27 protein-coding genes and 1 riboswitch are annotated in these 25934 nt (G+C 45.0%); of the genes, 11 read left to right on the top strand and 16 right to left on the bottom strand.

The features are described from left to right. Positions 1 to 105: 105 nt before the first annotated feature. Positions 106 to 495 (bottom strand): YfmQ family protein, encoded by a 390-nt coding sequence (locus BLQ53_RS03775; protein WP_093725966.1) that lies wholly within the window; start codon positions 493 to 495, stop codon positions 106 to 108. Between the two features lie 155 nt (positions 496 to 650). Between BLQ53_RS03775 and BLQ53_RS18840 the strand changes: the two genes are divergently transcribed. Both BLQ53_RS18840 and BLQ53_RS03780 read left to right on the top strand, forming a co-directional pair. Continuing rightward, positions 651 to 797, top strand: coding sequence for a hypothetical protein (locus tag BLQ53_RS18840; protein WP_170829568.1), 147 nt, complete (start codon positions 651 to 653; stop codon positions 795 to 797). A 35-nt stretch (positions 798 to 832) separates the two neighbouring features. Next, on the top strand, positions 833 to 1057 hold the full coding sequence (locus tag BLQ53_RS03780) for a hypothetical protein (RefSeq protein ID WP_093725967.1): 225 nt from the start codon (positions 833 to 835) through the stop codon (positions 1055 to 1057). A 28-nt stretch (positions 1058 to 1085) separates the two neighbouring features. Here the strand turns inward: BLQ53_RS03780 and brnQ are convergent, their stop codons facing one another. Beyond that, the gene (gene brnQ / locus BLQ53_RS03785) at positions 1086 to 2402 is read right to left on the bottom strand and encodes a branched-chain amino acid transport system II carrier protein (RefSeq protein WP_093725968.1); all 1317 of its coding nucleotides are present in this window, start codon (positions 2400 to 2402) and stop codon (positions 1086 to 1088) included. 261 nt (positions 2403 to 2663) lie between these two features. Between brnQ and BLQ53_RS03790 the strand changes: the two genes are divergently transcribed. Further along, positions 2664 to 2951 carry a hypothetical protein gene (locus BLQ53_RS03790; protein WP_093725969.1) on the top strand — a complete coding sequence of 96 codons (288 nt, stop codon included), beginning with the start codon at positions 2664 to 2666 and terminating at the stop codon, positions 2949 to 2951. A gap of 32 nt (positions 2952 to 2983) precedes the next feature. Here the strand turns inward: BLQ53_RS03790 and BLQ53_RS03795 are convergent, their stop codons facing one another. Beyond that, complete coding sequence (locus BLQ53_RS03795; protein WP_093725970.1) at positions 2984 to 3598, bottom strand: LysE/ArgO family amino acid transporter; 615 nt, start codon at positions 3596 to 3598, stop codon at positions 2984 to 2986. 112 nt (positions 3599 to 3710) lie between these two features. Between BLQ53_RS03795 and BLQ53_RS03800 the strand changes: the two genes are divergently transcribed. Continuing rightward, on the top strand, positions 3711 to 5150 hold the full coding sequence (locus BLQ53_RS03800; protein WP_093725971.1) for an aminotransferase-like domain-containing protein: 1440 nt from the start codon (positions 3711 to 3713) through the stop codon (positions 5148 to 5150). A gap of 13 nt (positions 5151 to 5163) precedes the next feature. Here the strand turns inward: BLQ53_RS03800 and BLQ53_RS03805 are convergent, their stop codons facing one another. The 8 genes from BLQ53_RS03805 to BLQ53_RS03840 all read right to left on the bottom strand — a co-directional run bounded on the left by BLQ53_RS03805 (position 5164) and on the right by BLQ53_RS03840 (position 13043). Next, a complete protein-coding gene (locus tag BLQ53_RS03805) occupies positions 5164 to 6387 on the bottom strand; it encodes a M20 family metallopeptidase (RefSeq protein WP_093725972.1) in 1224 nt (407 codons plus the stop codon). A 3-nt stretch (positions 6388 to 6390) separates the two neighbouring features. Continuing rightward, entirely contained in the window at positions 6391 to 7257 is an 867-nt protein-coding gene (locus BLQ53_RS03810; RefSeq protein ID WP_093725973.1) for a MetQ/NlpA family ABC transporter substrate-binding protein, read from the bottom strand. A gap of 5 nt (positions 7258 to 7262) precedes the next feature. Beyond that, positions 7263 to 7925, bottom strand: a complete 663-nt coding sequence (locus BLQ53_RS03815) for a methionine ABC transporter permease (protein ID WP_093725974.1) — start codon at positions 7923 to 7925, stop codon at positions 7263 to 7265. Then, positions 7916 to 8941 carry a methionine ABC transporter ATP-binding protein gene (locus tag BLQ53_RS03820; protein ID WP_093725975.1) on the bottom strand — a complete coding sequence of 342 codons (1026 nt, stop codon included), beginning with the start codon at positions 8939 to 8941 and terminating at the stop codon, positions 7916 to 7918. Before BLQ53_RS03820 ends, BLQ53_RS03815 begins: the two co-directional genes overlap by 10 nt. A 79-nt stretch (positions 8942 to 9020) precedes the next feature. After that, a riboswitch (SAM riboswitch) is annotated at positions 9021 to 9129 on the bottom strand. 215 nt (positions 9130 to 9344) lie between these two features. Further along, positions 9345 to 10052, bottom strand: a complete 708-nt coding sequence (locus BLQ53_RS03825) for a LutC/YkgG family protein (protein WP_093725976.1) — start codon at positions 10050 to 10052, stop codon at positions 9345 to 9347. Beyond that, entirely contained in the window at positions 10049 to 11479 is a 1431-nt protein-coding gene (locus BLQ53_RS03830) for a LutB/LldF family L-lactate oxidation iron-sulfur protein (RefSeq protein WP_093725977.1), read from the bottom strand. Before BLQ53_RS03830 ends, BLQ53_RS03825 begins: the two co-directional genes overlap by 4 nt. A gap of 12 nt (positions 11480 to 11491) precedes the next feature. Further along, the gene (locus BLQ53_RS03835) at positions 11492 to 12208 is read right to left on the bottom strand and encodes a (Fe-S)-binding protein (RefSeq protein WP_093725978.1); all 717 of its coding nucleotides are present in this window, start codon (positions 12206 to 12208) and stop codon (positions 11492 to 11494) included. A 124-nt stretch (positions 12209 to 12332) separates the two neighbouring features. Beyond that, positions 12333 to 13043: a FadR/GntR family transcriptional regulator gene (locus BLQ53_RS03840; RefSeq protein WP_093725979.1), complete on the bottom strand. Its 711-nt coding sequence runs from the start codon at positions 13041 to 13043 to the stop codon at positions 12333 to 12335. Between the two features lie 153 nt (positions 13044 to 13196). Here BLQ53_RS03840 and BLQ53_RS03845 point away from each other — a divergent pair, with 153 nt between their 5' ends. Continuing rightward, the gene (locus BLQ53_RS03845; protein WP_093725980.1) at positions 13197 to 14996 is read left to right on the top strand and encodes an L-lactate permease; all 1800 of its coding nucleotides are present in this window, start codon (positions 13197 to 13199) and stop codon (positions 14994 to 14996) included. A 25-nt stretch (positions 14997 to 15021) separates the two neighbouring features. Here the strand turns inward: BLQ53_RS03845 and BLQ53_RS03850 are convergent, their stop codons facing one another. From BLQ53_RS03850 to BLQ53_RS03865, 4 genes are all read right to left on the bottom strand, one after another. Next, a complete protein-coding gene (locus BLQ53_RS03850; protein WP_093725981.1) occupies positions 15022 to 15654 on the bottom strand; it encodes a pentapeptide repeat-containing protein in 633 nt (210 codons plus the stop codon). 93 nt (positions 15655 to 15747) lie between these two features. Further along, the gene (locus BLQ53_RS03855; RefSeq protein ID WP_093725982.1) at positions 15748 to 17628 is read right to left on the bottom strand and encodes a beta-glucoside-specific PTS transporter subunit IIABC; all 1881 of its coding nucleotides are present in this window, start codon (positions 17626 to 17628) and stop codon (positions 15748 to 15750) included. A gap of 103 nt (positions 17629 to 17731) precedes the next feature. Continuing rightward, positions 17732 to 18574: a BglG family transcription antiterminator LicT gene (gene licT, locus BLQ53_RS03860; protein WP_093725983.1), complete on the bottom strand. Its 843-nt coding sequence runs from the start codon at positions 18572 to 18574 to the stop codon at positions 17732 to 17734. A gap of 231 nt (positions 18575 to 18805) precedes the next feature. Next, a complete protein-coding gene (locus BLQ53_RS03865) occupies positions 18806 to 20812 on the bottom strand; it encodes a YhgE/Pip domain-containing protein (protein ID WP_093725984.1) in 2007 nt (668 codons plus the stop codon). A gap of 126 nt (positions 20813 to 20938) precedes the next feature. Here BLQ53_RS03865 and BLQ53_RS03870 point away from each other — a divergent pair, with 126 nt between their 5' ends. The 4 genes from BLQ53_RS03870 to BLQ53_RS03885 all read left to right on the top strand — a co-directional run bounded on the left by BLQ53_RS03870 (position 20939) and on the right by BLQ53_RS03885 (position 23882). Continuing rightward, positions 20939 to 21862, top strand: a complete 924-nt coding sequence (locus tag BLQ53_RS03870; RefSeq protein ID WP_093725985.1) for a LysR family transcriptional regulator — start codon at positions 20939 to 20941, stop codon at positions 21860 to 21862. Between the two features lie 55 nt (positions 21863 to 21917). After that, positions 21918 to 22382 carry a DinB family protein gene (locus tag BLQ53_RS03875; protein WP_093725986.1) on the top strand — a complete coding sequence of 155 codons (465 nt, stop codon included), beginning with the start codon at positions 21918 to 21920 and terminating at the stop codon, positions 22380 to 22382. A gap of 89 nt (positions 22383 to 22471) precedes the next feature. After that, positions 22472 to 22912, top strand: a complete 441-nt coding sequence (locus tag BLQ53_RS03880) for an Rrf2 family transcriptional regulator (protein ID WP_093725987.1) — start codon at positions 22472 to 22474, stop codon at positions 22910 to 22912. Between the two features lie 67 nt (positions 22913 to 22979). Beyond that, the gene (locus tag BLQ53_RS03885) at positions 22980 to 23882 is read left to right on the top strand and encodes an NAD(P)/FAD-dependent oxidoreductase (RefSeq protein WP_342005076.1); all 903 of its coding nucleotides are present in this window, start codon (positions 22980 to 22982) and stop codon (positions 23880 to 23882) included. A 146-nt stretch (positions 23883 to 24028) separates the two neighbouring features. Here the strand turns inward: BLQ53_RS03885 and BLQ53_RS03890 are convergent, their stop codons facing one another. After that, on the bottom strand, positions 24029 to 24820 hold the full coding sequence (locus tag BLQ53_RS03890; RefSeq protein WP_093725989.1) for an SDR family NAD(P)-dependent oxidoreductase: 792 nt from the start codon (positions 24818 to 24820) through the stop codon (positions 24029 to 24031). 265 nt (positions 24821 to 25085) lie between these two features. Here BLQ53_RS03890 and BLQ53_RS03895 point away from each other — a divergent pair, with 265 nt between their 5' ends. Both BLQ53_RS03895 and BLQ53_RS03900 read left to right on the top strand, forming a co-directional pair. Then, a complete protein-coding gene (locus BLQ53_RS03895; protein WP_093725990.1) occupies positions 25086 to 25310 on the top strand; it encodes a hypothetical protein in 225 nt (74 codons plus the stop codon). A 53-nt stretch (positions 25311 to 25363) separates the two neighbouring features. Continuing rightward, complete coding sequence (locus BLQ53_RS03900; RefSeq protein ID WP_093725991.1) at positions 25364 to 25894, top strand: hypothetical protein; 531 nt, start codon at positions 25364 to 25366, stop codon at positions 25892 to 25894. Positions 25895 to 25934 lie beyond the last annotated feature (40 nt).

Genomic DNA, 25934 nt, shown 5'->3' on the forward strand with positions numbered 1-25934 from the left:
TTGTTTAGATGATCAGAAAGAAAAAGATCCACCAATGGTGAATCGTACTCTTTCAGCTTACCAACTTCTTGATTTCTGTTCCTATTCTATATAGTGGAAACGATATCAGTGTGTGGCCTGACCTTGCAACGTTTGAGAGCGCAAACTGTAGGAGAAGACCTTCTTTTTTGTATATTTGAACACGTCCACCCGATCTGGGTAAGGATAGATGAGATATTTGTCATTTTTAACTTCAATCTCATAAGGTATCCCCTCTGGGGCGGGCGGATAGTAATATTTTTCGAGGAAGTTAGCTTGGTTGAATTCATCCACAAAATGCCGCCGCTTTTCTTCAGATAGCGATTTTCCATTCTGTTTCACTTTTACATCATAAGATAATGTCGGATGAAGCTGAAATATCTTACCTATTTTTTCAACTACAGCACTCGGTGCAGAAGCAGCCGCGATTTTAAACAGACTAAAAACAATCAATAAGACAATAAATACCCACGACAAAGTTCTCGCCTCGATTCCAGTAAAATCGTTCTAATGATAACACATACCAGTCAAACCTACTTCCTTATTTTTGACAAGAAAATGACAGATACGCCTTCGGTCCTATTCCCTGACAGTTTCATGGAACCTATACTGGAAAAAGGAGGTAACAACTCATGAAAACACCAAAAATCTTAACGATGATCTCTTTTGTTTTATTGGTCTTGTTGTTTTTCGGCGGCTTGCTGTTCACACTAACCTTGCCGCAAAATCAATCCATGGTACAGGCTGTGACTACATTCATTAATATCAAAAAACATTAGCCGCGGGTGAGATTCCTTCCCTGTCTCCGGAAGAAATGGCTGCTGAAACAATGCCCACCTTGCAAGTACTCTTTGTCATTCCAACTGTGTATATCGCAATCATTGCCATCATCGTATTCATCGGCCTAATGATCATCCAGAAAAGACCAAAAGGTGCTGCAATGACGTTATTCAGCGCAGCAATCTTATCCCTCGCAACTGTTATCGTTCCCGTGTTCCTATTCATTGCAGGGGGAATGATCAGGCAGCGCGCTAAATAAAAAATATCCTCCAATGGGAGGATATTTTTTATTTCCTTCTTACTATAGATACAAGCAAGCCAAGCAGGCCTCCAACCAACGAAGGTACTATCCAGCCAAGTCCGACCTCATAAAACGGCAAAACCTTGTGGAACAGATCATTGACAGCCGTTATTTTCAATCCAGCCTCATTGAAGCCATCAAAAATACTCACACAGAAGGTCAACACAAGGCTTCCGATATAAACCTCCCGTTTTCCACTAAATAATGGATGAAGGAATGTAAGAAATACGAGACTGATTGTAATAGGATATATCGCCATTAATACCGGAACAGAGATGGATATTAATTCAGTGAGTCCGATGTTCGCTATTACCGCGCTGAAGATGGACAGCACAATGGCGAATGTTTTATAAGAAATACGCGGCATCAGTTCATGGAAGAACGTCGAACAAGATGTAATCAAACCAACACTCGTTGTAAGACAGGCAACGGTAATCATCAAACCAAGGAAGACCATTCCCCATCGACCAAAATAGTGATCGGAAACATCGGCAAGTATCTCGGCACCATTACTTAAATAACCAAGCTCACTGACACTCGATGCACCCATGAAAGAAAGAGCTGTATAAATCACCACCAGCACAACCGCTGCAAGCCCAGTAGCCAATAAGCAAACCTTCATGATGGAGCCTTTGTTTGTGATTCCTTTATCCTTTAAGGCATTGACGATAATGATTCCGAACACACAGGCAACAAGGACATCCAATGTCAAATAGCCTTCCTGGAAACCTTTGAAGAAAGCATCTGTCGTATATTCGCTTTGCGGTGATTGGAATTTTCCAATCGGGAACGCGATTGCGACGATAACTAGCAACCCGATGAAAGTCAGCTTGATAGGTGTCAGGAATTTACCGATGACATCGATGATCTTGGAAGGATTCAACGACAATAGACAAGTGATTGCAAAGAAAATGACTGTGAACAAAATCAGGGGAACAGGCCCCGCATCAGCTGGCAAGAATGGTTTCAAACCTATTTCATAGGACACATTCCCGGCACGCGGTATCGCGAAGAACGGACCAATTGCAAGATACAGAATAACCGCATAAACAATTCCGAATACTGGGTGCACCCTGCTGGATAGGGATACAAGATCCTTTTCACCCGAAAAAACGAAAGCGATAATTGCAATCAGCGGGAGGCCAACACCTGTTACAAGGAATCCCGCATTGGCAATCCATATATTTTCACCAGCTTGCTGCCCTAGCATTGGCGGGAAAATCAAGTTCCCTGCTCCGAAGAACAAAGCAAAGAGCATCAGACCTAGAATGATCGTAAATGAACCTGGTACTTTCTTTGACACAAAAAAACCTCCACTAACTACTATTGGAATAGTCTGATAAATAACAAAATATTGAGTTTATTATAATTTTCGTCAGATTTTCTGACAAACATACAGGCTAGTATAATACTGAATTGCGCAACATTCAAGAAGTTTTTGTAAGGAATGTTCTGTAAATATATGTATGACAAAATTATTCAATCGAGCTGAAGCATCATCAGCCAGCGTTTGTGCATAATTCCATTGATCTTTTCCAATAATAAGTAAAAAAGGAATCTTAACATGGACTTTCCAAATATCCAGACAAACTTCTGGGATTCTTTTATTGGGATTCCAGTAACACTTACCCTTACTCAAATCACCAAACTGTTTTTACCAATCCCCAAGCAGTATGTTCCTGCTATCGCTGTCTTAATCGGATTGGTCCTCTCGATTTTTTACAGTCATCCGCGCGATTTGATTGCTGGTATTTTCATGGGATATTTCTATGGCTATGCCGCAATAGGCAGTTACGCCGCGACAAAGACGTCATGGAGAGCTTACCGAAAGGAAAAACGAGACTACTCATAATAAATACCCCTTGCCATATGGCAGGGGTATTTTTACAGAAATCGGCTCAGTTGAATTAACATAAGACCTGCCATGCTCCATATTAGCAGAGCAGATAATCGGTTCAGGATCAGAAGCATCTTACCATGTGTATCCAAACTTCCGACCAACCTCCCCGCCGTTGCCAGGCCGAAGAACCAAACCCAAGAAACGGCTATGCAGGCCATCGTAAAGCTCCATTTTTCCGTACCCGAATACGCTAGGGAGCTTGTCCCGATAACTCCGACAATATCCAGTATGGCATGTGGATTCAGCAAGGATACAGACGCTGCAAAAATGATTTGCTTTCGTGGAGTAAAGCCTTCCACACTCGATTGCAGTGTATCGGAGGTTGATTTCCAAAGGTTCCATCCTATATAAATCAAGAAACAGAACCCGATTCCGTAAAGCATGACTTGAATCCAGGGTATCGTCCACACAATGACCGAAATACCAGTTACAGATATGGAAATCATGAGTGTATCAGCCATTCCCGCTGTAATTACTGCTGGGAGTGCATGGATTATCTTTTTATGAATGATACCTTGATTGAACAAGAAAACATTTTGGACTCCAAGGGGCAAAATAAGTCCAATTGCAAGAATGATCCCGTGAATAATCGGCTCCATCTTCTCCCTCCTCTCCTGCCCAATCATATCGAGTTTTAAATAGAATGTCCTCCTCCAATTGGTTGGTTATTTAACCAACCAATTTTGTATAATGAAAAGCAGGAGGGATAGAATGGCAGAGATCGATTGGAAACCAAATCGTGATTTGGATATATCCATCCAAGTCCAAATCATCCAATACATAAAGAGCAAAATAAATAACGGGGAATGGACTGTCGGAACCAAGCTTCCCCCGCAACGCGAGCTTGCTGCCCTCTTTGAGGTGAACCGCAGCACAGTCGTTTCTGCATTGGAAGAATTGATTGCAGATGGACTTTTGGAAACAAAGATAGGCAGCGGAACGACTGTTTGTAATACAACTTGGAATCTAATCACAAAGCCATCCCCGAATTGGCATGACTATGTCCAAGCTGGCATGCATGAACCAAATGTCAAATTGATACAAGCCATCAATCTTGCAGAAGCAGACCCGTCCATGATTCGGCTTGGTACAGGGGAGCTTGCCCCAGATCTTTTGCCCAGTGCAGAAATCTCGAGTCTGCTGCGAAATGCAGATACACTGCCTTTAAGCTATTCCGAACCAAAAGGAAGCTATGCTCTTCGCATACAGCTAAGTCAATATCTGCAAAAAAGAGACATTAACGTTTCGCCTGCAGCAATACTCATTACATCCGGCAGTCTTCAGGCACTGCAGCTCATTGCCGGTGGATTGCTAAAAAAAGGTTCTACCGTTCTCTATGAATCACCATCCTACATACAATCTGTTCCCGTATTTCAATCAGCGGGAATTAATATTTTCGGATTAACAAAGAAGGACACGGATATCACCCAAAAGATCAGACAGTATATGCGTACAAATGACGCAGCTTTGTTCTATGCAAATCCGACTTTTCACAATCCCACGGGGCGAATATGGGACATAACCGAAAGGCAAAGATTACTGCAAGCATGCCAGCAGCTTTCCCTCCCGATCATCGAGGATGATGCTTATTACGACCTGTGGCTGGATACTCCGCCACCGCCGCCCTTGAAAGCAATGGATACGCAAGGAACTGTATTATATACAGGCAGCTTTTCCAAATCGATTAGCCCCGGCTTACGCATCGGTTGGATTGCAGGACCAGAGCCCGTTATTGACAGACTTGCTGATAGTAAGATGCAGACTGATTACGGCGCAAGCAGTTTATCACAATTTGCAGTCGAGCGTTGGCTGGCTACCGATTTTCACTCGGGAGCAATTGAAAAAACCCGCACCGCCTTAAGAGCACGGCGGGATGTAGTCTTAAAGCTTTTGCAGGAAAATTTCAAAGATATTGCAGACTGGGTTAAGCCACTGGGAGGCTTTTATATATGGCTCAGATTACATCAATCTGTTCCGATTCACACACTTTTTGAAAAAGCAATCCAACGCGGAATTCTGCTTAACCCTGGTCAAATATACGAAAGAAACGACACACAGCATCTCCGATTATCTTATGCCTATGCCTCAATCGACCAGTTTGAATATGCGCTGAAGCAGCTGGCATATTTAATCAGGAATATGAAAAAATGATAAACCCGTCAGATTAGACGGGTTTATCATTTTTTCCCATTAGTTTTCGTGCCTTATTCTCTTTAAATGCGGCTTTTGCCTGCTGTAGTAGTTCTTTGTCCGTCAGCAACCGGTAACCTGTATGTGCTAAAGCTTTGGCTCCTTTCAATACAGCCGCGTCACCTCGCACTGAGCGAGCTGCTTCCCGGAATTCTTCCGTATGGCCGATGAGATCTTCCGGCCCGATTTGGATATAAGGATGTGCGGTCGGAACCTCATAACTAATATTACCTGTATCCGTGGAGCCGCGTCCCTTGCCTTTTTTCAAATGAACATATTCACCTACATATTCCAGTTCTTCTTTCAGCACTTGATCCAATACTGGATTCAAAACAAAATCTTTCACTTCATTTTGAAATCGTTCCATTTTCACAGTAGCTCCGGTGGCTAATGCAGCACCTTGGGCAATATTTTTCACTTTTTCAGACACTGCTTGTGCCTTGCTCCAAGTTTCTGCCCGGATGAAAAAGCGTGCGGACGCATATTCAGGAACGATATTCGGCGCATCCCCACCGTTCGGGATGATGCCATGCACGCGTACATCCTGCGGGAGATGCTGCCGCAATGCATTAATGCCATTGAATAGCAGGATGACAGCATCTAAAGCGTTGATGCCTTTTTCTGGTGAGCCAGAGGCATGCGCTGCTTTACCGTAGAAATGAAAATCAAGCGGATCTACCGCAAGAAACTCTCCAGTGACACTTGTTCGGCCCGAAGGATGGATAATCAACGCAGCATCGATATCCTTCAGCAGACCATGCTTGACAAAACTGCCCTTGGCACTGCCATTCGGGCCGCCTTCCTCAGCTGGGGTGCCGAGCACCGCTACACTCCCGCCTGTTTGATCCAATATATCCGCCAAAGCAATTCCAGCTGCCGTACTTGTGGTGCCGATGATATTATGACCGCAAGCATGCCCGATTCCAGGCAGCGCATCATACTCTGCCAGAAAAGCGATTCTTGGACCCGCCTTCCCGCTATCTTTCAGCGCATAAAATGCAGTTTCATGTCCGGCCACTTTCTTCTCCACTTGAAATCCGGCCTCTTCCAGCAAACCTGCAAGCGTTTCACTGGCAAAAAATTCTTGGTTGCCGATCTCTGGATTTGCATGGATTGCCTGACTTGTCTGGATATACTTCTCTCCATTTTCTTCAAGATGCAAGGCAATTCGGCTTATTTCCGACACAGATTTACTCATAGCTCATTCCTCCTCTTCTTGAAGTCTTTTCAGATGTTTCTGTAGCTCTTCTTTCGGCACATCTACCACGATGGAACCGCCATTCGTATCACTTTCCACCGCTTTCTTCACCGCTTCATCCTGATACAGCTCCACTATTTTTTGGTATGTCTCATTGTTTTCGTCATCTTTATTTACAGCAAACACATTTACAAATGGTGTGATGCTGTCATCATTGGCATTTTCCAGATAAATTGGATCTTCCTTCGGATTCAAGCCTGCTTGACCTGCAACGCCATTATTGATGAAGGATGCAGCTACATCCGGCAATACACGAGGCGTCTGCTGGGCAACAACCGGCACAATTTCAATATTCTTTGGATTCTCCACGATTTTGGAAGGATCACCGAACTGTCCGAAATCGTCTGCCAGTTTAATGACACCTGCAGCTTCCAAAGCCCGCAGCGATCTAGCCTGGTTCGATGGATCATCCGGAATAGCCACTTTATCGCCTTCCTTCAGCTCATCCAGGCTATCGATTTTCTCCGAATAAGCTCCGATCGGGGCTATTACCGTTGAGCCGATCGGCACAATCGTGTCACCGTTTTCTTTGGCATATTGACTTAGGAAAGCGATGTGCTGGAAGGAGTTCATGTCTATTTCTCCGTTAGCCAATGCTTGGTTCGGCAGCGTATAATCCGAGAATTCAACTAGCTCGATATTGATACCCTCTTCCTTCGCTTTTTCCTTCAGGATCGGCCACTGATCTCCGTCCGAACCGGTGACACCTATTTTTACTGTCTGGCTGCCGTCTGCTGAACTGCTGCTGCCGCAAGCTGCAAGAATGAGTACAAAAGCGAAAGAAATAATTCCAAGTAGTGCTTTTTTCATTTTCTTCATCTCCTTAATATTTTTCTTGATAATGTATTGCCGATCCACTGGGCAAGCTGGACAAGCACTATTAAAATAACGACGGTAACAACCATGACGCTTGTATCGAATCTTTGATATCCATACGTCATCGCCACATGTCCAAGGCCTCCTCCGCCAACAGTCCCTGCCATCGCAGAGAAATCAATCAGGCTGATGGTGATGAACGTCAATCCAAGGACGAGCGGACCCAGTGCTTCTGGAATCAGGATGGTATAAATAATCTGAAGCGGGCTGGCACCCATCGCTTTTGCAGCTTCGATGACACCAGGATCGATGCTGATGAAGTTATTTTCCACAACACGTGCGATGCTGAACGCTGCTGCAATGCTCATTGGGAAAATTGCAGCCCATGTACCGATCGTCGTACCAACCACCTCTCTAGTCAACGGACTGATCGCCACTAAAAAGATGATGAATGGAATCGGCCGAATAATATTGATCAAGAAATTGATGATTTGAAACAAAAAGGCATTTTCTAGGATATTCCCTTTCCGTGTAACAAAAAGTAAAAGTCCGATGATGATGCCGAATATAGATCCTATCACCAAGGTGACAGCCACCATCAGGATCGTCTGGCCAGTCGCTTCAACAATACGCGGCCAGAATGTCTGCCAATCTACGCCCATGCCACTTCCACCTCCTCGATTTGAACAATGTCATTCAATTCCTTCACCGCCCTGGCTGTTTTTTCTTCATCGCCTTCAAAGCTCACAAGCAAATTACCGTAGAATTTTGCTTGGATCTCCTGAACGGAACCATATACGATATTCACGTCTATATCATGCTTTCGTGTTACCCGGGATAAGACAGGATCGCTTGCCACCTCTCCTTTGAAAATGATGCGGTACAGCTTTTCTCCTCCTTTATGACGCCACTCCTCCAATAAAGATGGAGACGGCAGATCCTGCTGGATGGAGCGGATGAAACGCTTTGTCGTCGGGTGAACGGGACTTGTGAAGGTGTCAAATACACCGCCCGTTTCAATGACTTCTCCATCTTCCATGACAGCCACCTTGTCACAGATTGCCTGGATCACATGCATTTCGTGGGTTATCAGCAGAATCGTAATACCCAATTCCTTGTTCACTTTTTTTAGCAGCCGGAGAATATCCCCAGTCGTATCGGGATCAAGCGCCGAGGTGGCCTCATCACAGATCAGAATATCTGGTGAAGTAGCCAAAGCCCTGGCGATACCCACTCGCTGTTTCTGCCCTCCCGACAACTGCTCCGGGTAATTCTTTGCTTTCTCCGAAAGGCCGACGAACCGCAACAGTTCATCCACCCTTTCTTTAATTTTCTGTCGCGGCACTTTTGCCAGTTTCAAAGGATAAGCGATATTTCCAGCAACAGTACGCGAGGTTAGTAGATTGAAATTCTGAAAGATCATCCCGATGCCCCTGCGCACCTTCCGCACTTCTCTTGGAGAAAGTTTGGCTAAGTCGACTCCCTGTACCTCAATACTTCCTGCAGAAGGAATCTCCAGCACATTGACCAATCTCAGCAATGTACTCTTGCCGGCTCCGCTAAATCCGATGATGCCGAAGATCTCCCCTTGCTCTATCGTCAGATCCACATTTCGGACAGCGTGTACTTCACGTTTTCCAATTGTGAAGGTCTTTGATACATTCCTGAACGTAATCATCACTATTCCTCCCTTGCTACACAAAAAGCCCTCTTTTTCCTTATCCAGAAAAAGAGGGCTTCAATATGAAACTTCCTCATTCTCATCTTCCAAACACAGCTGTGTTTGCAGGAATTGGCACGGTATTTGTAATAAACCCGTTGCCGAGACGTCATAGGGCCTGATCCCTCGATCTCTCTGGATAAGAATAAATCAAGTATGTAGTTGTTAGATTTGATTACCATGTTATGGGTTTTCTAATTGAATGTCAAACTATTTTTTAAAAATTATCAATCACTTCTAAAAAGTCTATCACTCGTGCGCTCCGCCAAACTCTTTCTTGCTGGAACGCTGCAACTCGAATCAAGCACTCACCATTTAGTAAAAGAAAAAACGGCATAAACAGCCGTTTTCACTTTGTCATCTATTTATCATCTATCACGATATAAGCTGCTTTCACAGGACCATGGACCCCTACAACCAAGTTCATCTCAATATCAGCCGAGTTGCTTGGTCCGGTGATGAAATTGATACAAGAAGCGATGGATTTCCCTTCCTGTACTTGTTTGGATATTTGCTGCGCTGCCTGGGTCATGCGAGGGACAATGGTGCTTTTCGGTATAAGTGCGATATATTTATTCGGCAGCAAACTCACCGTGCGGCCTTTGCCTTCCCCTGAAAAGAGGACAACCGTCCCGGACTCCGCAAGCGTGATATCGCTGAACGTAATCCCGATATTGGATTTTTCCACAATACTGATATTGTCATAGCCGATGGAAGGATTCCATTCATGTACATCGATCCCTTGTTTCGGCCACGATTGAAGCTTTTCACGCAAGCCGAATGCTTCGTAGCGGGGATCCTGCCAAATGGCCAGTGGGCCGCCACCGTAGGCAGCCACGGCTTCTGCCAATACATTCGGCAAAGCAGCCGAATCAGTCTCAATCAGCTCGGTGTGGATAAGCCGGCATTGATCGCGGAGTATGTCCACTAGTTCATCCTGGGTTTTATCAGTCAGTGTTTTATCCTGCGGGCGATAATTCCAATTCCGTTCCGGCCGCTCTGTCAGCACCTTTGTGCGGCTTAGACGACTGGCGACATTTGCAAGGAATGCTTCCCTATTTTGTATCAAGCTTTGCCACTCTCCTTTTGATGCTGCTTGAACCAATCGCGGAAACGCTCTTTGTTCGGAGCCGGAAAATCTCGGATTTCCGTCCAAGCCTTCAACGGACCTGGTCCTTTTGAAATGGTCTCATCCTTTGTAAAAGGCTTCATGACCGAGCTTGCCACCTTTGATCCAGCTGCATAAAGCGGGTTGGATGAAGCTCCTATCCCGAATGCTTTCATCGCCATTTTCTCCGAAATCGGTGCCCGTCCTTCCTTTTCCACAATCACTTGTCGATGACGATGAAGCAGCTGATGCAATGGAATTTTTACCGGACAAGCATCCGTACAAGCCGCACACAGCGTCGAAGCATATGGCAGCTCTTTAAAATCATCATATCCACCCAACAGCGGAGTCAGCACGGCTCCGATCGGGCCAGGATAAATCGAATTATAGGAATGTCCGCCGATATGTCGGTAAACCGGGCAAACATTGATGCACGCCGCACACCGGATACATTGGAGGACAGATTGGAATTCGGTTCCAAGAATCCCGGAACGCCCATTATCAACGATGACTAAATGAAACTCTGATGGTCCATCCACTTCCCCTGCGGTCCGCGGACCTGTCAAAGCGGTAATGTAGCTCGTAAGCTTCTGACCGACAGCACTCCTTGTCAGCAGTCCTACAAGTACCTCAAATTCTTCAAATGTCGGTACAATCCGCTCCATCCCCATGACACAGATTTGTGTATCCGGTAAATCGGATACCATGCCAGCGTTTCCTTCATTCGTCACCAATCCTACCGAACCTGATTCGGCAATGGCAAAATTGCATCCTGTAATGCCGATGTCAGCCTGCAGGAATTCCTGACGGAGCTTTTCCCTTGCATGCAGAGCCAGTTCCTCTGGCTCGGAAGTCTGTTTGTATTCCAGCTTCTCGGCAAAGACATCCTTGATCTGCTCTTTATTTTTATGCAGTGCTGGTGTGACGATATGCGAAGGCGGATCATGATCATCCAGCTGCAGAATATATTCGCCAAGATCTGTCTCGATGACATCACAGCCTTCCTGCTCCAATACAGCATTCAAGCCGATTTCCTCTGTAACCATCGACTTCGCCTTCAAAATCTTCTTGGCCCGCTTCTCTTTCACGATACCTTTCACATAGTCATTCGCTTCTTCTGCAGTGGCGGCAAAAAATACATGACCACCGCGCTTTTGCAGATTCTCGGAAAGCTCCTGCAAGTAGTAATCCAGATGATCAAGTGTGTGCTGACGTATCTCTTCCCCATGGGAACGCCATTCCTCCCAGTTCCCGAGCTCCTCTGCTGCATCCAGTCTTCTCGTCCGAAGACGCTCCTGGGCCCCGGCAACTGCCCCGCGCATGAATGTGTCTTCCATTTGCTTATTCACATTATCCTTGAACTTCTCATTCCCGATCTTCATCGCCATGGTTGTTCCCCCTTACCGACTGTTTAGCACTTCAGCGATATGCATCACTTTGACTGGTTTGCCGCGCCGCTGCATTCTGCCTCCAATATTCATCAGACAGCCGCCATCCGCCCCAATCAGATAGCTGGCTTTCGTTTCGGTTACTGAATCCACTTTCTCATCAACCATCTGTTCTGAGATATTTCCCATCTTCACGGAGAACGTCCCGCCGAATCCGCAGCAATTTTGCGCATTCGGAAGCGGTTGCATTTCCAAGCCCTCCACATGCGAAAGCAGCTTCATCGGTGCATCCTTCACTCCAAGCAGCCGTGTCATATGGCAGGATGGGTGATAAGTGGCTATCCCCTCAAGCTTCGCCCCGACATCCTCTATTTTCAAAACATCCACGATAAACTCTGTCAGTTCATATGTCTTTTCGGCTAATCGCTCTGCACGTGAACGCCAATCGGGATCATCCTGGAAAACGTGCTGATAATCCTTGAACATGGTGGCACAGGATCCTGACGGAGTGACAATCACCTCGGCATCCTCGAATGCTGCAATCATCTTCTTCATCGCTTTTTTGGCATCTTCCACATAGCCGGAATTGTATGCCGGCTGCCCGCAGCACACCTGCTGTGCCGGAAATACAATCTCACAGCCGAGTCTTTCCAGCACTTCGACCGTAGCTATCCCCACATCGGACTGGAACATATCCACAATACATGTCGCAAATAGTGTAACCTTCATGCTGTCACCTCACAGATAAGGTCATCAGATGACCTGAATAATGTCTTACTCCATCATACTACAACCGCTTACATTTTCCAACTCCTGCATAGGAAGAAAAAGCCACCTCAGTTGGCGGCTTCTCCTAATCTAAATAGGCACGGATTACTCCTTCTACATATTGCAAATGTGTCACCATTGCCAGCCTTGCTTGTTCTGGCTGCTGCAAACGAATAGCATGCAATATCGCTTCATGCTGCTTGTTCAATTCCTCAGGAGCTGCTTCTTCACCAAATAAGCAAATCTGTCTCGTTTCGCGCATGGATTCCGCTGTCAAATCCGATACATGATGCATGAGACGCAGAAGCAGCTTATTATTCGCTGCGCCGGCGATAATCATGTGGAATGCCAGATCAGCTTTCTCCCCCTTCTCCGGTTCTCCTGTGTATGCCTTCATCTCCTGAAGCGCTTTTTCCATTTGTTCCAAATCCTCTTCAGACCGGTTCAGTGCGGCCGATGCTGCAATACCCGTTTCCAGTATATGACGAACCTCCATCAATTCTGCCCGGTCCTCTCCGCTCATGAGCAGTGCATGCTGAAGCGGATAAACGATTTCCTCTGGTTCGAATGCTTTCACATAAGTACCTTCGCCCTGCTTCATTTCCACCAAGCCCATAGCACGAAGCGTTGCCAGTGCTTCCCTTATTGCGGAACGACCGACTTGGAAGTTCTCAGCCAGCTGCGTGACGCTGGCCAATTTCTCCCCTGGCTTCAGATTGCCATCCCGTATCATCGAAAGCAGCTCATCCGCTACTTGTTCATATATTTTTTTCGGTTTGATTTGTTTGTATTTCATTGGGTTCTCACCTCCCCCTCATTATAAACGGAAATTTCCCAAAATTTCATTGCATTTTCAAAAAATCCCCCTTTATAATGTAAACAGGTCATCAGATGACCATATTTTTACTATCTGATTGAAAACGCTTACTAAAAGGGGATGGAAAGGACGATGAGTTTACTTATATTATCATTGATCGCTTTAGTACCAATCATGACGATTTTATTATTTCTTGTTATCTTAAACTGGCCCGCCAGCCGGGCAATGCCAGTTGCACTTGTTGTTACAGCATTGATTGCCATTTTCGTTTGGGGGACGAAAACCAATGTGGTGGCAGGTGCTGCTTTTAATGGCCTGATCACTGCTCTTGAAGTCATCTTTATTGTATTCGGCGCTGTTCTGTTGCTGAATACGGTGAAGGAGTCTGGTGCTATCCATACAATCCGCCGCGGCTTTATGACCATTTCACCTGACCGGCGTATCCAAGCCATTCTTATTGCTTGGCTGTTCGGATGCTTCATCGAAGGTGCAGCTGGCTATGGGACAGCTGCTGCCATTGCCGCACCGCTGCTTGTTGCTGTCGGATTTCCTGCCATGGCAGCCGTTCTTGTTTCCTTGATTATCCAAAGTACTCCGGTATCCTTTGGTGCCGTCGGAACACCGATTCTTATCGGAGTCAATACAGGGCTTACTGATCAGCAAACAGTTCTGTCTGGGTTGCAGCAGACTGATATGAGCTACTTTGAATACTTACTTTATATAACATCGGATGTGGTACTCGTCCATGCTATAGTCGGTTCCATCATTCCGCTTTTCGTCTCTGCCTGCCTTACGCGTTTCTTCGGTCCCAACAAGTCCTTCTTGGAAGGACTGCGAGCGTGGAAGTTCGCTTTGTTTGCCGGATTTGCTTTTACAATCCCGTATTACTTGATCGGCATACTGCTCGGACCTGAATTTCCTTCCCTGCTTGGCGCGCTCATTGCCCTGTTGATCGTTATCCCGGCAGCTCGCCAAGGCTGGTTTATGCCAAAAGATAATACCTTCGATTTCCCGGAGCAGAATCACTGGGAAGAAGAATGGATAGGCAAACTCAATCAAGTATCTCTAGAAGAAGAACCCATACGCACCATTCCGATGTGGATGTCCTGGCTTCCTTATGTTTTGGTCGCGGGTATACTTGTATTATCCCGCTCCTATGATCCATTCAAACAGTTACTTGAATCATGGAAGATTGTTTTCACGGACACTTTCGGTTCGGGAATAACTACTACCTCCACTCCGCTATATTTACCTGGATTCTTATTCATTGTTGTCTCTGCAATTTCTTTTTTCTTGCATCGAATGAAGTTAAATGAGTACAAAAATGCATGGAAAGATTCGTTTAAAACAGCTGTCGGTGCTGGGATTGCACTGCTGTTCGCCGTACCAATGATCAAGATTTTCCTTCATACCTCATTAGCCGCTGACAAAGTAAACGCTGCCACAGAAACACTCGCTGGGCAAAATATGCCGCTCATTCTGGCTGAATCCGTTGCTATGCTTACCGGAAGTCTATGGCCGATCGTTGCACCAACAGTTGGAGCATTGGGAGCCTTCATAGCAGGCAGTAACACATTCAGCAATATGATGTTTTCCCTGTTCCAATTCGGAGCTGCAGGAAATATCGGTCTGGATGTCCATCAGGCAGGAACAGTTGTCGCCCTACAGGCAGTGGGCGGGGCAGCCGGTAATATGATTTGCGTCCATAACATTGTTGCCGCTTCTGCCACTGTAGGATTGGTAGGCAAGGAAGGGTCGCTCATCAGAAAAGCAATATTGCCAATGTCCTATTACGTACTGGCAGCGGGATTCCTTGGCATGGCCATCATTCACGGCATCCTCAACATCTGGCTCTTCCTGTACGCAGTCATCGTAATGCTTTATATTCTGCGTCTTGTCACTGCTAAAAGCACGTTACAGCCCGCTAATTAAAAAAGCTTCCCACTCGGGAAGCTTTTTACTTAATCACAAGTCCAATCAATGATGCTAATTGGATTGCTTGATGAGGAGAAACGATACAGCCTTTCAGATTTTCAATAGATACGGTCAACTGCTGGAAACTACTTGTGCTCAGATCGATTCCTTTGAGAGATGTCTGCTCAAAATTCGCTTCATTCAAATCACAATCAGTAAATTCCAGCTTTTTCATCCGGTTCGCATAAAAGTCCGCTCCTTGCAGTCCGCAGGAGGAAAAAATCACTTTCTCCATCTTGGACCTACCGAAAGATACTAGATTCACTAATGAATCATGGAAATGGACATTGCCGAGGCTAGACTCGGTCATATCGGCTCCAAGCATTTTACAGCCTTGGAATTCTACTCGATGAATCGACGACTTGCTCATTTTTACATTCGAAAAATCACAATTCTCGAATCGAACATCCAGCAGATCCATTCCGGTAAAGTCTGTGTTGTTGAAACGGCTATTGCGAATCACTACTTTCGATAAGCGCAGCCGGTATACTGATTCATTAGCGAAATCAGCTTGCTGCACCTGACATACTTCCAATTCCGGTTCTTCTTCAAAGAAGATGTCGTGCATTCTCTTTTCAGGCAATTCCATCGCTAATTTTGGTTTATCAATCTGCATGAACTCTATCCTTTATTTTCAATTTGCTGCTTACAGTCTATCATACGGTGTCAATAGAAAAAGCAAGCCTGTGAGAATGTTTTTAAGGTAAAATCACGAAATCTCCTTCTTTTCGTTTGTATCACTACTTCCAACCAAAGTTATAGCTGTCTCACCATGTTTTAGAAACTTTTTGGATTCAGGTATGACTTCTTGGTAGTTTAATGCATTCGTTATCACAATCGGTGTCGTGCAGTCGAAGCCTTTTTTTCGAAGGGAATCCAGATCAAATTCCGCAATCAAGTCTCCTTTTGTCACGCTGTCACCTGTTTTCACGTAAGAGGTAAATCCTTCTCCTCCCAGCTTCACCGTATCCAGCCCAATGTGTATCAGCACTTCTCCGCCGTCAACTGTCCTAAAGCCGTAGGCATGCTTTGTCGGAAAGGCCATTTCCACTTTCCCGTCGATTGGTGCATACAGTTTTCCTTCTGATGGAATTATCGCAATCCCTTGTCCCATCCCTCCTGATGCGAACGCAGGATCATCCACTTCAGCAAGTCTCAATACTTCTCCAGTCATCGGACTTACAACAACTTCTCCCTTGTTTTTGTTGTAGGAAATTTCTTCATTTCTTTGCTTTTCCCGAGCAGGGTCTGCTTCTTCCTTGAATCCAAATAGGTAAGTAAGGACACATGCCAGAACCAGCGCAACAAAGTAACCAAGTACATATCCGATAAAACCTGGGCCAACAAAGATAGGAAATGTCAGGATACTTTTCGTTGCAGTTGCGATTGCGCTTGCTCCGAATGCACTTGAGATACCGCCGCCGATTGCCCCTGCTATACAAGCCAAAAGGAATGGACGCTTCAATTTTAAAGTAACCCCATAAACGGCTGGCTCCGTTATACCGAATAGACCTGTAACGAATGCTGGCAAAGACAACGCCTTCATACCTTTGTTTCGTGTTTTCAGGAAAACTCCCAGCGCTGCTCCGGCTTGTGCAGCCACAGCAGGGCCTGTCATGGCGCTTAATGTATCCCTTCCGTATACGGAGATATTGTTCAGCATGACCGGCACCAATCCCCAGTGCAGTCCAAAAATGACCAATACTTGCCACATCGCACCCATGATCAATCCGGATACAATAGGGCTGATTGTATAAATAGCCAGATATCCTGCTGCTATGGAACTGCTTGCAAATGTTGCAATCGGACCTACAACAAGCAATGTCAGAGGAACCATGATAACCAAGCAGAAGAAAGGCGCTAGTAAATTCCTGACACTCTCGTGGAATAGTTTTTTGAAAAAGCCCTCTACATAGGATAATACCCACACAGCTAAGATGATTGGTATGACCGTACTGCTATATTGGGCAAGGACAACCGGAATGGACATAAAATCGACGGAGATTCCTTCCTTGAATGCTGTGGCAAGATCGGGGTATATCAATGCTCCTGCTAAAGCAACAGCCAGGAATTGATTCACCTTGAACTTTCTAGCTGCCGTAAAGGCCAAAAAAATCGGCAGGAAATAGAAGAAACTGTCTCCGGCTGCATTCAGCACTTTATACGTTCCGCCGGTTTGATCAATCCAGCCGAAACTGACGAGTACAGCATTCAAACCTTTAAGTAAACCTGAAGCTGCCAGTACACCTAACAGCGGGCTGAAAATCCCCGAAATAAGATCGACAAAACGATTGAATAGATTCTCTTTCTGTCTTTCGGTTGCACTCTCCGTTGAAGAAGTGGACAGAGATGTGATTTGGAGCAGTTCATCGTAAACATCACTGACGTCATTTCCTATGACGACTTGAAACATCCCCCCGCTTTCTACAACAGTTACAACACCTGACAAGGATTCTATCGCCGACTTGTCAGCTGCAGAACGATCCAGCAGTGTAAAACGCATTCTTGTTGCACAATGGTACACGTCTTTTATATTTTTCTCGCCGCCTACTTGCTCCAATATGTTGGCGGCCAATTCCTTCTTATCCATTTTTACACCTCCATTGAAATAGAAAAGACTCAGATCATAGCAGAATAAAGCATTGCTACAATCTAAGTCTGGCCTCCTAAAAGAGTAACGAGCTTAGAAATCATCATTCAGTTTTCCTTTCCAAAAACCTTTGCAGATGCACTGTCAAATAGGTGACTTCAATATCACTGATTTCATAGTTATACTGATTACTGATATAATCCTTTACCTTTAGCGCCACCTCGAATGCTTTTTGATATTTCTCCCGGATGATGTCATACAGGACCGTATCTTCCCGCATCTCAGGAGGTTCTTTATTCACGACACGATGGGCAAAGAATTTGAGATGCGTCATAAACCGGAACCCATTCATGGAATGCTCATCAATACAAACTTGAAGATTGTAGGTGACTAAGTTCACGATCTCCTTCATGAACCTTGTTATCTTCGTGATGGCATTCATTTCACTATTCAGCTCGGCACTGACAAAATGAAAGGCGATGAACCCCATTTCATCTTCTCCTAAATCAACTCCGAATTGATCGTTAATATAAGCCACAGCTTTTTCTGCTATTTTGAACTCTTCTTTATACATTCGCTTGATTTCCCATAGGAGACCATTTTGCAGTTGGATTCCATCATCGTAACGCTTGATAGCTGCATGGATGTGATCCGGCAAAGATATATAAATACTTTCATTGAAATCCCGTTTCAGTTCCCTGCGTGCCATGCTGATAATATCGTCCGCTATGTGGATTTCCTCTAGCGATACTTCCTGCAGCATTTTCTTGAATTTCGCATAAAGCCCTTTATCCTCGAGATAGAATCTTTTTTCGACTCGCTTATCTTGAATTGAGTCGCCTCGCTTTAGTCCGAATGCAAGCCCCTTTCCAATCAGGATGACTTCATCTCCTTGCGAATCTTCACTTACGACAATATTGTTATTGATCACGCGATGTATCTCCATGTCTGCCCCCTTTCACGAAAAAAGAAAAAACTCCAACAAACGACTAAGAGAGCCAAGGATAGCCCTTCTGATCGGATGTTGAAGTCTTGCCTGATCTAATCAGTAACAACCTTCAATTAAGTAGGATGCAGTTATGTTTTCTCCTTACATTATAAGATGTTCCCATACCGAATGCAACCGCTTTCAATGTTGATTGACAAAAAGACCCGCTCCGCAGAACAGGTCTTTCCATCAAGCTGCTTCCAGCTCATCTTCTTTTTTCGGTCTGTGCTGCAGATGAGAAACAATCCATCCGATAACACCGACGACAACTAGATAAATCAACAGATCAACAAGCTGATTACCTAATATCGACCAGTCACCTAGTGTGATTGCTTCCTGCAAGCTATGCAAAGAATGCGCCATCGGCAAGTATTTGCCGACAGAAGCCAATGCGGAAACAGTCAGTTCGCTCGGGAATGTCCCGCCGCATGTTGCAAGCTGCAGAACCAGCAATACAATTGCGAGCAGTTTCCCTAGGTTTCCAAATAACGTCACGAGCGTTAGAATGATCGTCATGACTGTCATGGACACGATGATACTGGATAAGAAGAATAACGGAATACTCTTCACATCGACTTGGAATCCGAATAAGAAGATCAAATCGAGTATCACTGCTTGAACAATGGCCACGACATAAACCAATGTCAGTTTACTGAAGAATTGCACCGTTCCGGATACTTGCATATCCTGTCTTCTGCCAAGCGGCAGGATGTTGGCGGCCATCAAGCCCCCGACGAACAAGGCAAGTGACAAGAAGTACGGGGCAATACCAACACCATAATTCGGCACGTCCGACAGCTGTTTTTCTGTCAGCTTGACCGGATCAGCGAACATCGTGGTCAAAGCATCACTGGACTGGATGTCTGCTGTTTTGTCAGCTGCATCCTGCAAGCTAGTTGCAAGCTCATCCGAACCGTCAGAAAGCTTGGTCATACCATCACCTAGCTGAGTCGCTCCATCTGACAGCTTACCGGTCCCAGCAGCAAGTTGGGCCGCCCCACTCTGCACGGATCCAAAGCCTTCGGTGTAGTCAGCAAAACCGCTATCCAAATCGGACGCACCGCTAGCTAGTTTATTGGCCCCACTAACAGCTGAGCCGAATTTTTCGCTGAAGCTATCCATTCCATCCGCTATTTTTTCTTCACTTGATGCCAACTTATCGGCACCTTCTCCAAGCTGCTGCTGACCATCAGCCAATTTAGCTGATGAGTCCGCCAGCTGTTCGGAGGCTGCTGCGATTTGCTGGAATGTCTTATCATCCTTGAGTTCCGGATGCTCTTTCATATAGGAAGCAATCAGATCGCTCAGATCCTCAGATCCAGATGTGAAGCTATCCTGGCTTTCCGATAGTTTCTCACTTTGCTTATTCCAATCAGACAAGCCATCCGCAATTTTATCCGTATTGGATTTCAGTGTCGCTGCACCATCATCCAACTGGCCCAATCCGCTAGCCAAATCAGAGGCACCTGTATGCAGACTGCCGATGCCATCAGCTAGTTTGCCGTGAGCTGCAGCTAGCTGCTCTGTGCCATCCGCCAAATCGGAGGCACCACTATTCACATCACCAATTCCATTTTGCAAATCCTTCAATCCGCTCTGTTCATCGGTGATACCTTCGTGCAGATCGCCCGCACCATCACCAGCATCCTGCAACCCTGCAGCTACTTCATGGAAGCTGGTGAACACACTATCAGCATACGATTTCGTAATGCTGCTCGCGAGCTTGGATTTCATTTCCTCCATCGCTGAAGAACTGATTTGAGCTGCTACGAAGTTTTTACCCGGATTGACTTCATACGTCAATTCCGCTTGTTTTGGTTTATCGTCCATCAGCGTTGTCACTTTCTCGGAGAAGTCTTTCGGGATGGTCACTTTCATATAATACTTCCCATCATCCAGTCCAGCTTCTGCCTTCTCTTCTGATACAAAATCGAAGTCCAGCGCCTTGCTCTTCTTCAATTCCTTGATGAAATCATTCCCGGCATGCATTTCCTCTCCATCCATGGTGGCACCATCATCCTGGTTGACCACTGCCACCGGTAAATCTTCGATATGACCGTATGGATCCCAGTAGCCGCCAAGGAAAAGCGCGGCATACACGACCGGAATAATCAGCAAGAAAATAAGTGCAATTCGTCCGTGTATATGCTGCCACATCCGCTTTATGTCAAAAAAGCCTAATTTTAATCCTTTCATAATTTCCTCACCTTTACCTTTGTGAAATATTGAACATCTAAATAGCATAACGGCTTCAGTGCATAATGTATAATACATATATCATTATAAATAATAGTCTTTAATCTATCCGAAAGAAGGATGAACGTGGAATTATTACAGCTGCATTATTTCAAGAAAGTTGCTGAACTAGAGCACATGACACATGCTGCCGAAGCATTGAATATTGCCCAGCCTTCCCTTAGTAAGGCAATCAGTCGTTTGGAGGAGGATTTAGGTGTAAAGCTCTTTGAGCGATACAATCGACAAATAAAATTGAATGAAAACGGCAGGATATTCCTTAGGCGTGTGGAGGCTGTCCTTCATGAGCTGCGGGAAGCACGGCGTGAACTGGATGAATCGAATCAAAAAAACGACCACACGATTCGGCTTTCTGTCACGATTCCCCGGGTATTACCCGATTTGATCAGCGGCTTCTTAAAGGAAGAGCCACAGGTTCATTTCAAGCAATACGTACAGTCCGTCCCGAAAATGACGGAAAAACTGCGCAGCGGCGAACTCGATTTCTGCATTTCTTCTGTTCCGATTCAGGCTGAGGACATCAAATGGCGGCCGCTTATGACGGAAGAGATCCTGTTGATAGCCCCTCCGGGTCATTGGCTTGAGACAAAAAGTCATATCTCCCTTTATGAACTCCGCGATGAAGCATTCGTCAGCATGAACGAAGGCTATGGCATACGTAATTTGACCGATAAATATTGTCAGCTGGCAGGTTTTAAACCTCATATCGCATTTGAAGGAGATGAACCCGGTGTCATCGGGGAACTGGTTGACAAGGGGCTTGGAATTGCCTTCATACCCTCTGTATCATTAATCGGCAATAAAACAGCCCACTTACCGGTCATTCGCCTGCAGGATCCCATCTGTGAACGGACAATCGGCTTGGCTTGGTCCACCAGAAGGTACCTTAGCCCAATAGCTGAAAAGTTCCAGGGTTTCTTGTCTGATTACTTTAAGGTTCTAGAAGAAAAATTGCGAAAAACTGTCGCTCATCGAAGCAGCGAAACATAATTTGGAGGTTTTTAGGAGATCAACGCAGAAGTGTAGAATAAAGGGAGTGAAGACAATGGAAAAACGCCAGGAAATACTGCTCGGACAAATGAGAACGTATCGCAATGAACTGCTACAGTTAGCTAAGAGTTTCACCAAAGAAGAGGCTGATATTATTCCGCGAGGCTTCCGTAATAATGTCAGGTGGAATCTGGGGCACGTTTTTCTGGATCAATATTCTTGGATTCAAGCATTAACCAAAGAAGAAGCCCCCATCCCCGATGGTTTTAAGAATTGGTTTAGTTATGGCACCACTCCTGCAGATTTCACAAACAAAACCCCTGAATTCAATGAACTGCTTTCCTTGCTACAAGCACAGCCAGATCGAATTTTTGAAAGGTATGCTGACCGGATTGATGAAGAGTATCCGGCTATCGATCTTGGAATGCAAACTATCGAGCAAGTGCTCGTAAGGACAATATTTCATGAAGGGATGCACTTGCAGGCGATAATGGATATAAGGAAGGCTTTGAACAGTTAAGAATAGACTAACTCATTTCTTATGGTTGACTACGGCATCATTCACGTCTATTATAGACTCATCGAATCTATAATAAGGAGTATGGGATGATGAAATACACCAAAGCCACTAACTACGCACTTCATACTATCGCTTATTTGGGTTTACTACCATCAGGAAAGGCAATAGGTGTTAAACCTTTGGCCGAGATACAGAAGGTGTCTCCTACTTACCTTTCCAAAGTATTAACCACCCTTGTCAAAGCTGGTTTGATTATCTCTGCACCTGGTGTAAAAGGCGGCTATAGATTGATAAAGGATGTCGAGGACATTACCTTTTTGGATGTTATTCAAGCAGTAGAAGGCTTGAACCCGTTATTCCACTGCAGCTTGGATAATCATGTCCATGATAGGGAGAATTGCTTCATTCAGCAAACCATGAACGAAGCCGAGAAGAAGATGGAAGAACATTTGCACTCCCAAACGATAGCGCTAGTATTGCAAAAAATCGACCAACGCGTTTCGGATTATCTTAAATCTGAAGCAGGTTGATTTTTTCTACAACTATTGTAGATATAAACAGTCTTTAATATCTATTAAAATAAAAGGAGGAGTAATTATGTTGGATTGCGCTATTATCGGCGGTGGACCTGCGGGCTTGAATGCAGCACTTGTATTAGGAAGGGCCAGGAGGAATATCACAATATTTGACAATGATAAACCGAGAAACGCAGTAACACAGGAATCGCATGGGTTTATTACTAGAGATGGAATATCCCCGGCTGCGTTTCGGGAAATGGCCCATAAGGATTTGAACAAATATCCATCCATCGCCATTCAGAATGCCGAGGTTGTGGAGATAAAAAGATCAAACGGAACTGCTTTTCAATTAATGACTCGGGATGGCGGTGTGTATACAGCTAAAAAAGTCATTCTCGCAACAGGTCTGAAAGAAAACCTACCTGATGTACCGGATATCCATGATTATTACGGCAAAAGCCTATTCAGCTGTCCTTATTGCGATGGCTGGGAATTACGAGATAAACCCCTGATTGTAATATCCGAAAACAAAAATGCCGTTCATATGGCAAAAATACTCTCTCAATGGAGCAAGAATTTAATTGTTTGTACCAATGGTCATTCTGTTATTCCTGAAAGAGAGGCACAGCTGCTTATAAAGCATGGGATACGCATCATCGAAGAGAAAATCAGTCAATTGCACGGACAAGATGGCCACTTGGAAAAAGTGACCTTCACAGATGGAACTGAAATAGCACGATCAGGTGGTATTGTTACAACAGAATTGGGACAATCTCACAGATTTATCATTTCCCTCGGCTGTGATATGAAGCAAAATGGCGGTATCCTGGTTGACGAGTTAGGCAGAACGTCCGTCAAAGACGTATATGCAGCAGGAGAAGCATCTATTATCGCTCCATCTCAGCTGATCATAGCAGCAGCACATGGATCCCGAGCAGCTGCAGGCGTGAACAGTGATTTAACGATGGAGACGTTCCAGTAGTCTTAAAGCTCTCCTTACTTAATTGCTGTATCTTTTTATCTTTTACGTCAAAACAGTTGGGATTGCTCGGGCATGTCAGGGCATGGATGGCACAATATCTATAAGAAAAGGACTCAGCTCTTTTGATGAGCTGAGTCCTTCATTTTTTACAATGCGCGGATAATGCCGCCTTCTACACGCTGCGCGGTACCATTAATCGCAGATGCTTGTTTGGAAGCCAGAAATACGACAGTGTCCGCAACTTCCTCCACAGTCGCATAGCGCTGGATCAACGAAGTCGGTTCGCTATCCTTGAAATAATCAGCAGTGAACTTCTCCAGCTCTTGATTGGCAGCTTCTGCTGCTCCTTTCATGTAGCTCTCCACCCCTTCTGTCCATGTCGGACCAGGCAGTACACTATTCACCGTCACATTTGTCCCCTTCGCAAGCTCCGCCATCCCGCGGGAAAGGCTGATAAGCGCTGACTTGGAAACAGAGTATGGAATCATATGCGGCAGCGGCTTCACACCCGCTTCACTGGAAATCGTAAGAATACGACCGCTGTTTTGCTCCAGCATATCTGGCAGGAATGCACGAGACAGGCGAATGACACTCAGGACATTCATGTTGAAATAATGCATCCATTCTTCATCCGTTACGTTGGTGAAATCCATCACCTCAAAGATACCCATGTTATTCACCAAGACATCCACTGCCCCGTATCCCTTCACTTTACCGATAAAGACATCTGCTTGCTCCCCATTTGAGAGATCCGCTGCAATACCATGTACCTTCCCGATTGCAGACAGTTCTTCCGTTACTGATTGGACACGTTCTTCACTACGCCCATTGATGATCACTGTCGCACCTTCTCTTAAGAAAGACGTCGCAATTCCTTTCCCGATTCCGCCAGTCGACCCTGTGACCACGACCAATTTATCCTGTAGTTGTAAATCCATATGTAACTTCCTTTCTTACGGTTGTCTGCTGCATATTATACAAGTCATCCCCAAGAAGTGGTGCAGATATGCTTGAAATAAAAGAAACTGATTGGCTTTTACCGGTCAGTTTCCTCTAAATATCGCTTTTTATATGTAATTGAATCATCACCGTCATTACGCAACTAAATAATTTGTTAAAGTTGTAAGAATACCATGTCAAAAGACAGATTATTTTGCAAAATAATAGGTAATATTACTTACCAGGGAATTTGGAGGCCAACTAATGTTCAGACATACTGCTATCATCATTCTTATCTTCTTCCTCCTCGTCGGATGCAGCCATAAACAAGAACACGCTTCTGTCACCGCCCCCGAAAATGAAACGGTAAATTCTCTCATGTCCGCTTATTTAAGTGCACGGGAAACGTATAACGAGACTGCAAAAGAACAAGATGCTTCGTTCAGCTATGCTGATTATTACAAAATCCGAGATAGCTTCACATCGTAGCTTATGCTGCCGGCAGTGATGATTCTATACAATCACCTGATGAAATCCGCTCCATGACAGAAACACTGCATCAAGACCTGGAAGCGATGACTGAAGCAGAAACAAATGAAGCATCTAAACTGTTGGACACAGCACAGCCCTTATATCAGGCTGCCATCGGTCGCAATGTCCATGAACTTGTGGAAAAGATTCGCTTTCCCGGTAAAGAGAATAAACTTCGGGCTTTCATGTCAGCAAATGAAAACAAATCCAGCAAGCGAATCCTCACTCAATCCGATGTCACGATCCGCTCCATCAAAGAGGATGAATACGCGCAGCTTCACCAAGTCGAAAAGCTGCTCGATAAGTATCCGGATCACTTGACAAAATCCGATACAAACAGCGTCCCGTATATTACGAAGAAGCTGCGAACATCCCTCGATATGCAAGTAAGCACGCTAATCAACTATGCAACAACCAACAATCCTGAAAGCATGGATGAAAAGATAAGCAGTTTCGTAGAGGATTTCAACCAAGCAGAATGGAAGTTGGAGGAGTTGGATGACGCAATGAAAGAACAAGAAAACACACCAGGTTCCATTTAAGGAATCTGGTTCTAGTTGTGGAATATAGGGTCATCCAAGC

The sequence above is a fragment of the Terribacillus halophilus genome (assembly GCF_900101385.1).
GTDB classification, from domain to species: Bacteria; Bacillota; Bacilli; order Bacillales; family Amphibacillaceae; genus Terribacillus; species Terribacillus halophilus.

What these genes read in the sequence shown, in the direction of transcription:
- BLQ53_RS18840 (WP_170829568.1), top strand. Translation starts at nt 651, where the DNA reads ATGAAAACACCAAAAATCTTAACGATGATCTCTTTTGTTTTATTGGTC.
- BLQ53_RS03780 (WP_093725967.1), top strand. Translation starts at nt 833, where the DNA reads ATGGCTGCTGAAACAATGCCCACCTTGCAAGTACTCTTTGTCATTCCA.
- BLQ53_RS03790 (WP_093725969.1), top strand. Translation starts at nt 2,664, where the DNA reads ATGGACTTTCCAAATATCCAGACAAACTTCTGGGATTCTTTTATTGGG.
- BLQ53_RS03795 (WP_093725970.1), bottom strand. Translation starts at nt 3,598, where the DNA reads ATGGAGCCGATTATTCACGGGATCATTCTTGCAATTGGACTTATTTTG.
- BLQ53_RS03800 (WP_093725971.1), top strand. Translation starts at nt 3,711, where the DNA reads ATGGCAGAGATCGATTGGAAACCAAATCGTGATTTGGATATATCCATC.
- BLQ53_RS03805 (WP_093725972.1), bottom strand. Translation starts at nt 6,387, where the DNA reads ATGAGTAAATCTGTGTCGGAAATAAGCCGAATTGCCTTGCATCTTGAA.
- BLQ53_RS03810 (WP_093725973.1), bottom strand. Translation starts at nt 7,257, where the DNA reads ATGAAAAAAGCACTACTTGGAATTATTTCTTTCGCTTTTGTACTCATT.
- BLQ53_RS03815 (WP_093725974.1), bottom strand. Translation starts at nt 7,925, where the DNA reads ATGGGCGTAGATTGGCAGACATTCTGGCCGCGTATTGTTGAAGCGACT.
- BLQ53_RS03820 (WP_093725975.1), bottom strand. Translation starts at nt 8,941, where the DNA reads ATGATTACGTTCAGGAATGTATCAAAGACCTTCACAATTGGAAAACGT.
- BLQ53_RS03830 (WP_093725977.1), bottom strand. Translation starts at nt 11,479, where the DNA reads ATGGCGATGAAGATCGGGAATGAGAAGTTCAAGGATAATGTGAATAAG.
- BLQ53_RS03835 (WP_093725978.1), bottom strand. Translation starts at nt 12,208, where the DNA reads ATGAAGGTTACACTATTTGCGACATGTATTGTGGATATGTTCCAGTCC.
- BLQ53_RS03840 (WP_093725979.1), bottom strand. Translation starts at nt 13,043, where the DNA reads ATGAAATACAAACAAATCAAACCGAAAAAAATATATGAACAAGTAGCG.
- BLQ53_RS03845 (WP_093725980.1), top strand. Translation starts at nt 13,197, where the DNA reads ATGAGTTTACTTATATTATCATTGATCGCTTTAGTACCAATCATGACG.
- BLQ53_RS03850 (WP_093725981.1), bottom strand. Translation starts at nt 15,654, where the DNA reads ATGCAGATTGATAAACCAAAATTAGCGATGGAATTGCCTGAAAAGAGA.
- BLQ53_RS03855 (WP_093725982.1), bottom strand. Translation starts at nt 17,628, where the DNA reads ATGGATAAGAAGGAATTGGCCGCCAACATATTGGAGCAAGTAGGCGGC.
- licT (WP_093725983.1), bottom strand. Translation starts at nt 18,574, where the DNA reads ATGGAGATACATCGCGTGATCAATAACAATATTGTCGTAAGTGAAGAT.
- BLQ53_RS03865 (WP_093725984.1), bottom strand. Translation starts at nt 20,812, where the DNA reads ATGAAAGGATTAAAATTAGGCTTTTTTGACATAAAGCGGATGTGGCAG.
- BLQ53_RS03875 (WP_093725986.1), top strand. Translation starts at nt 21,918, where the DNA reads ATGGAAAAACGCCAGGAAATACTGCTCGGACAAATGAGAACGTATCGC.
- BLQ53_RS03880 (WP_093725987.1), top strand. Translation starts at nt 22,472, where the DNA reads ATGAAATACACCAAAGCCACTAACTACGCACTTCATACTATCGCTTAT.
- BLQ53_RS03885 (WP_342005076.1), top strand. Translation starts at nt 22,980, where the DNA reads ATGTTGGATTGCGCTATTATCGGCGGTGGACCTGCGGGCTTGAATGCA.
- BLQ53_RS03890 (WP_093725989.1), bottom strand. Translation starts at nt 24,820, where the DNA reads ATGGATTTACAACTACAGGATAAATTGGTCGTGGTCACAGGGTCGACT.
- BLQ53_RS03895 (WP_093725990.1), top strand. Translation starts at nt 25,086, where the DNA reads ATGTTCAGACATACTGCTATCATCATTCTTATCTTCTTCCTCCTCGTC.
- BLQ53_RS03900 (WP_093725991.1), top strand. Translation starts at nt 25,364, where the DNA reads ATGACAGAAACACTGCATCAAGACCTGGAAGCGATGACTGAAGCAGAA.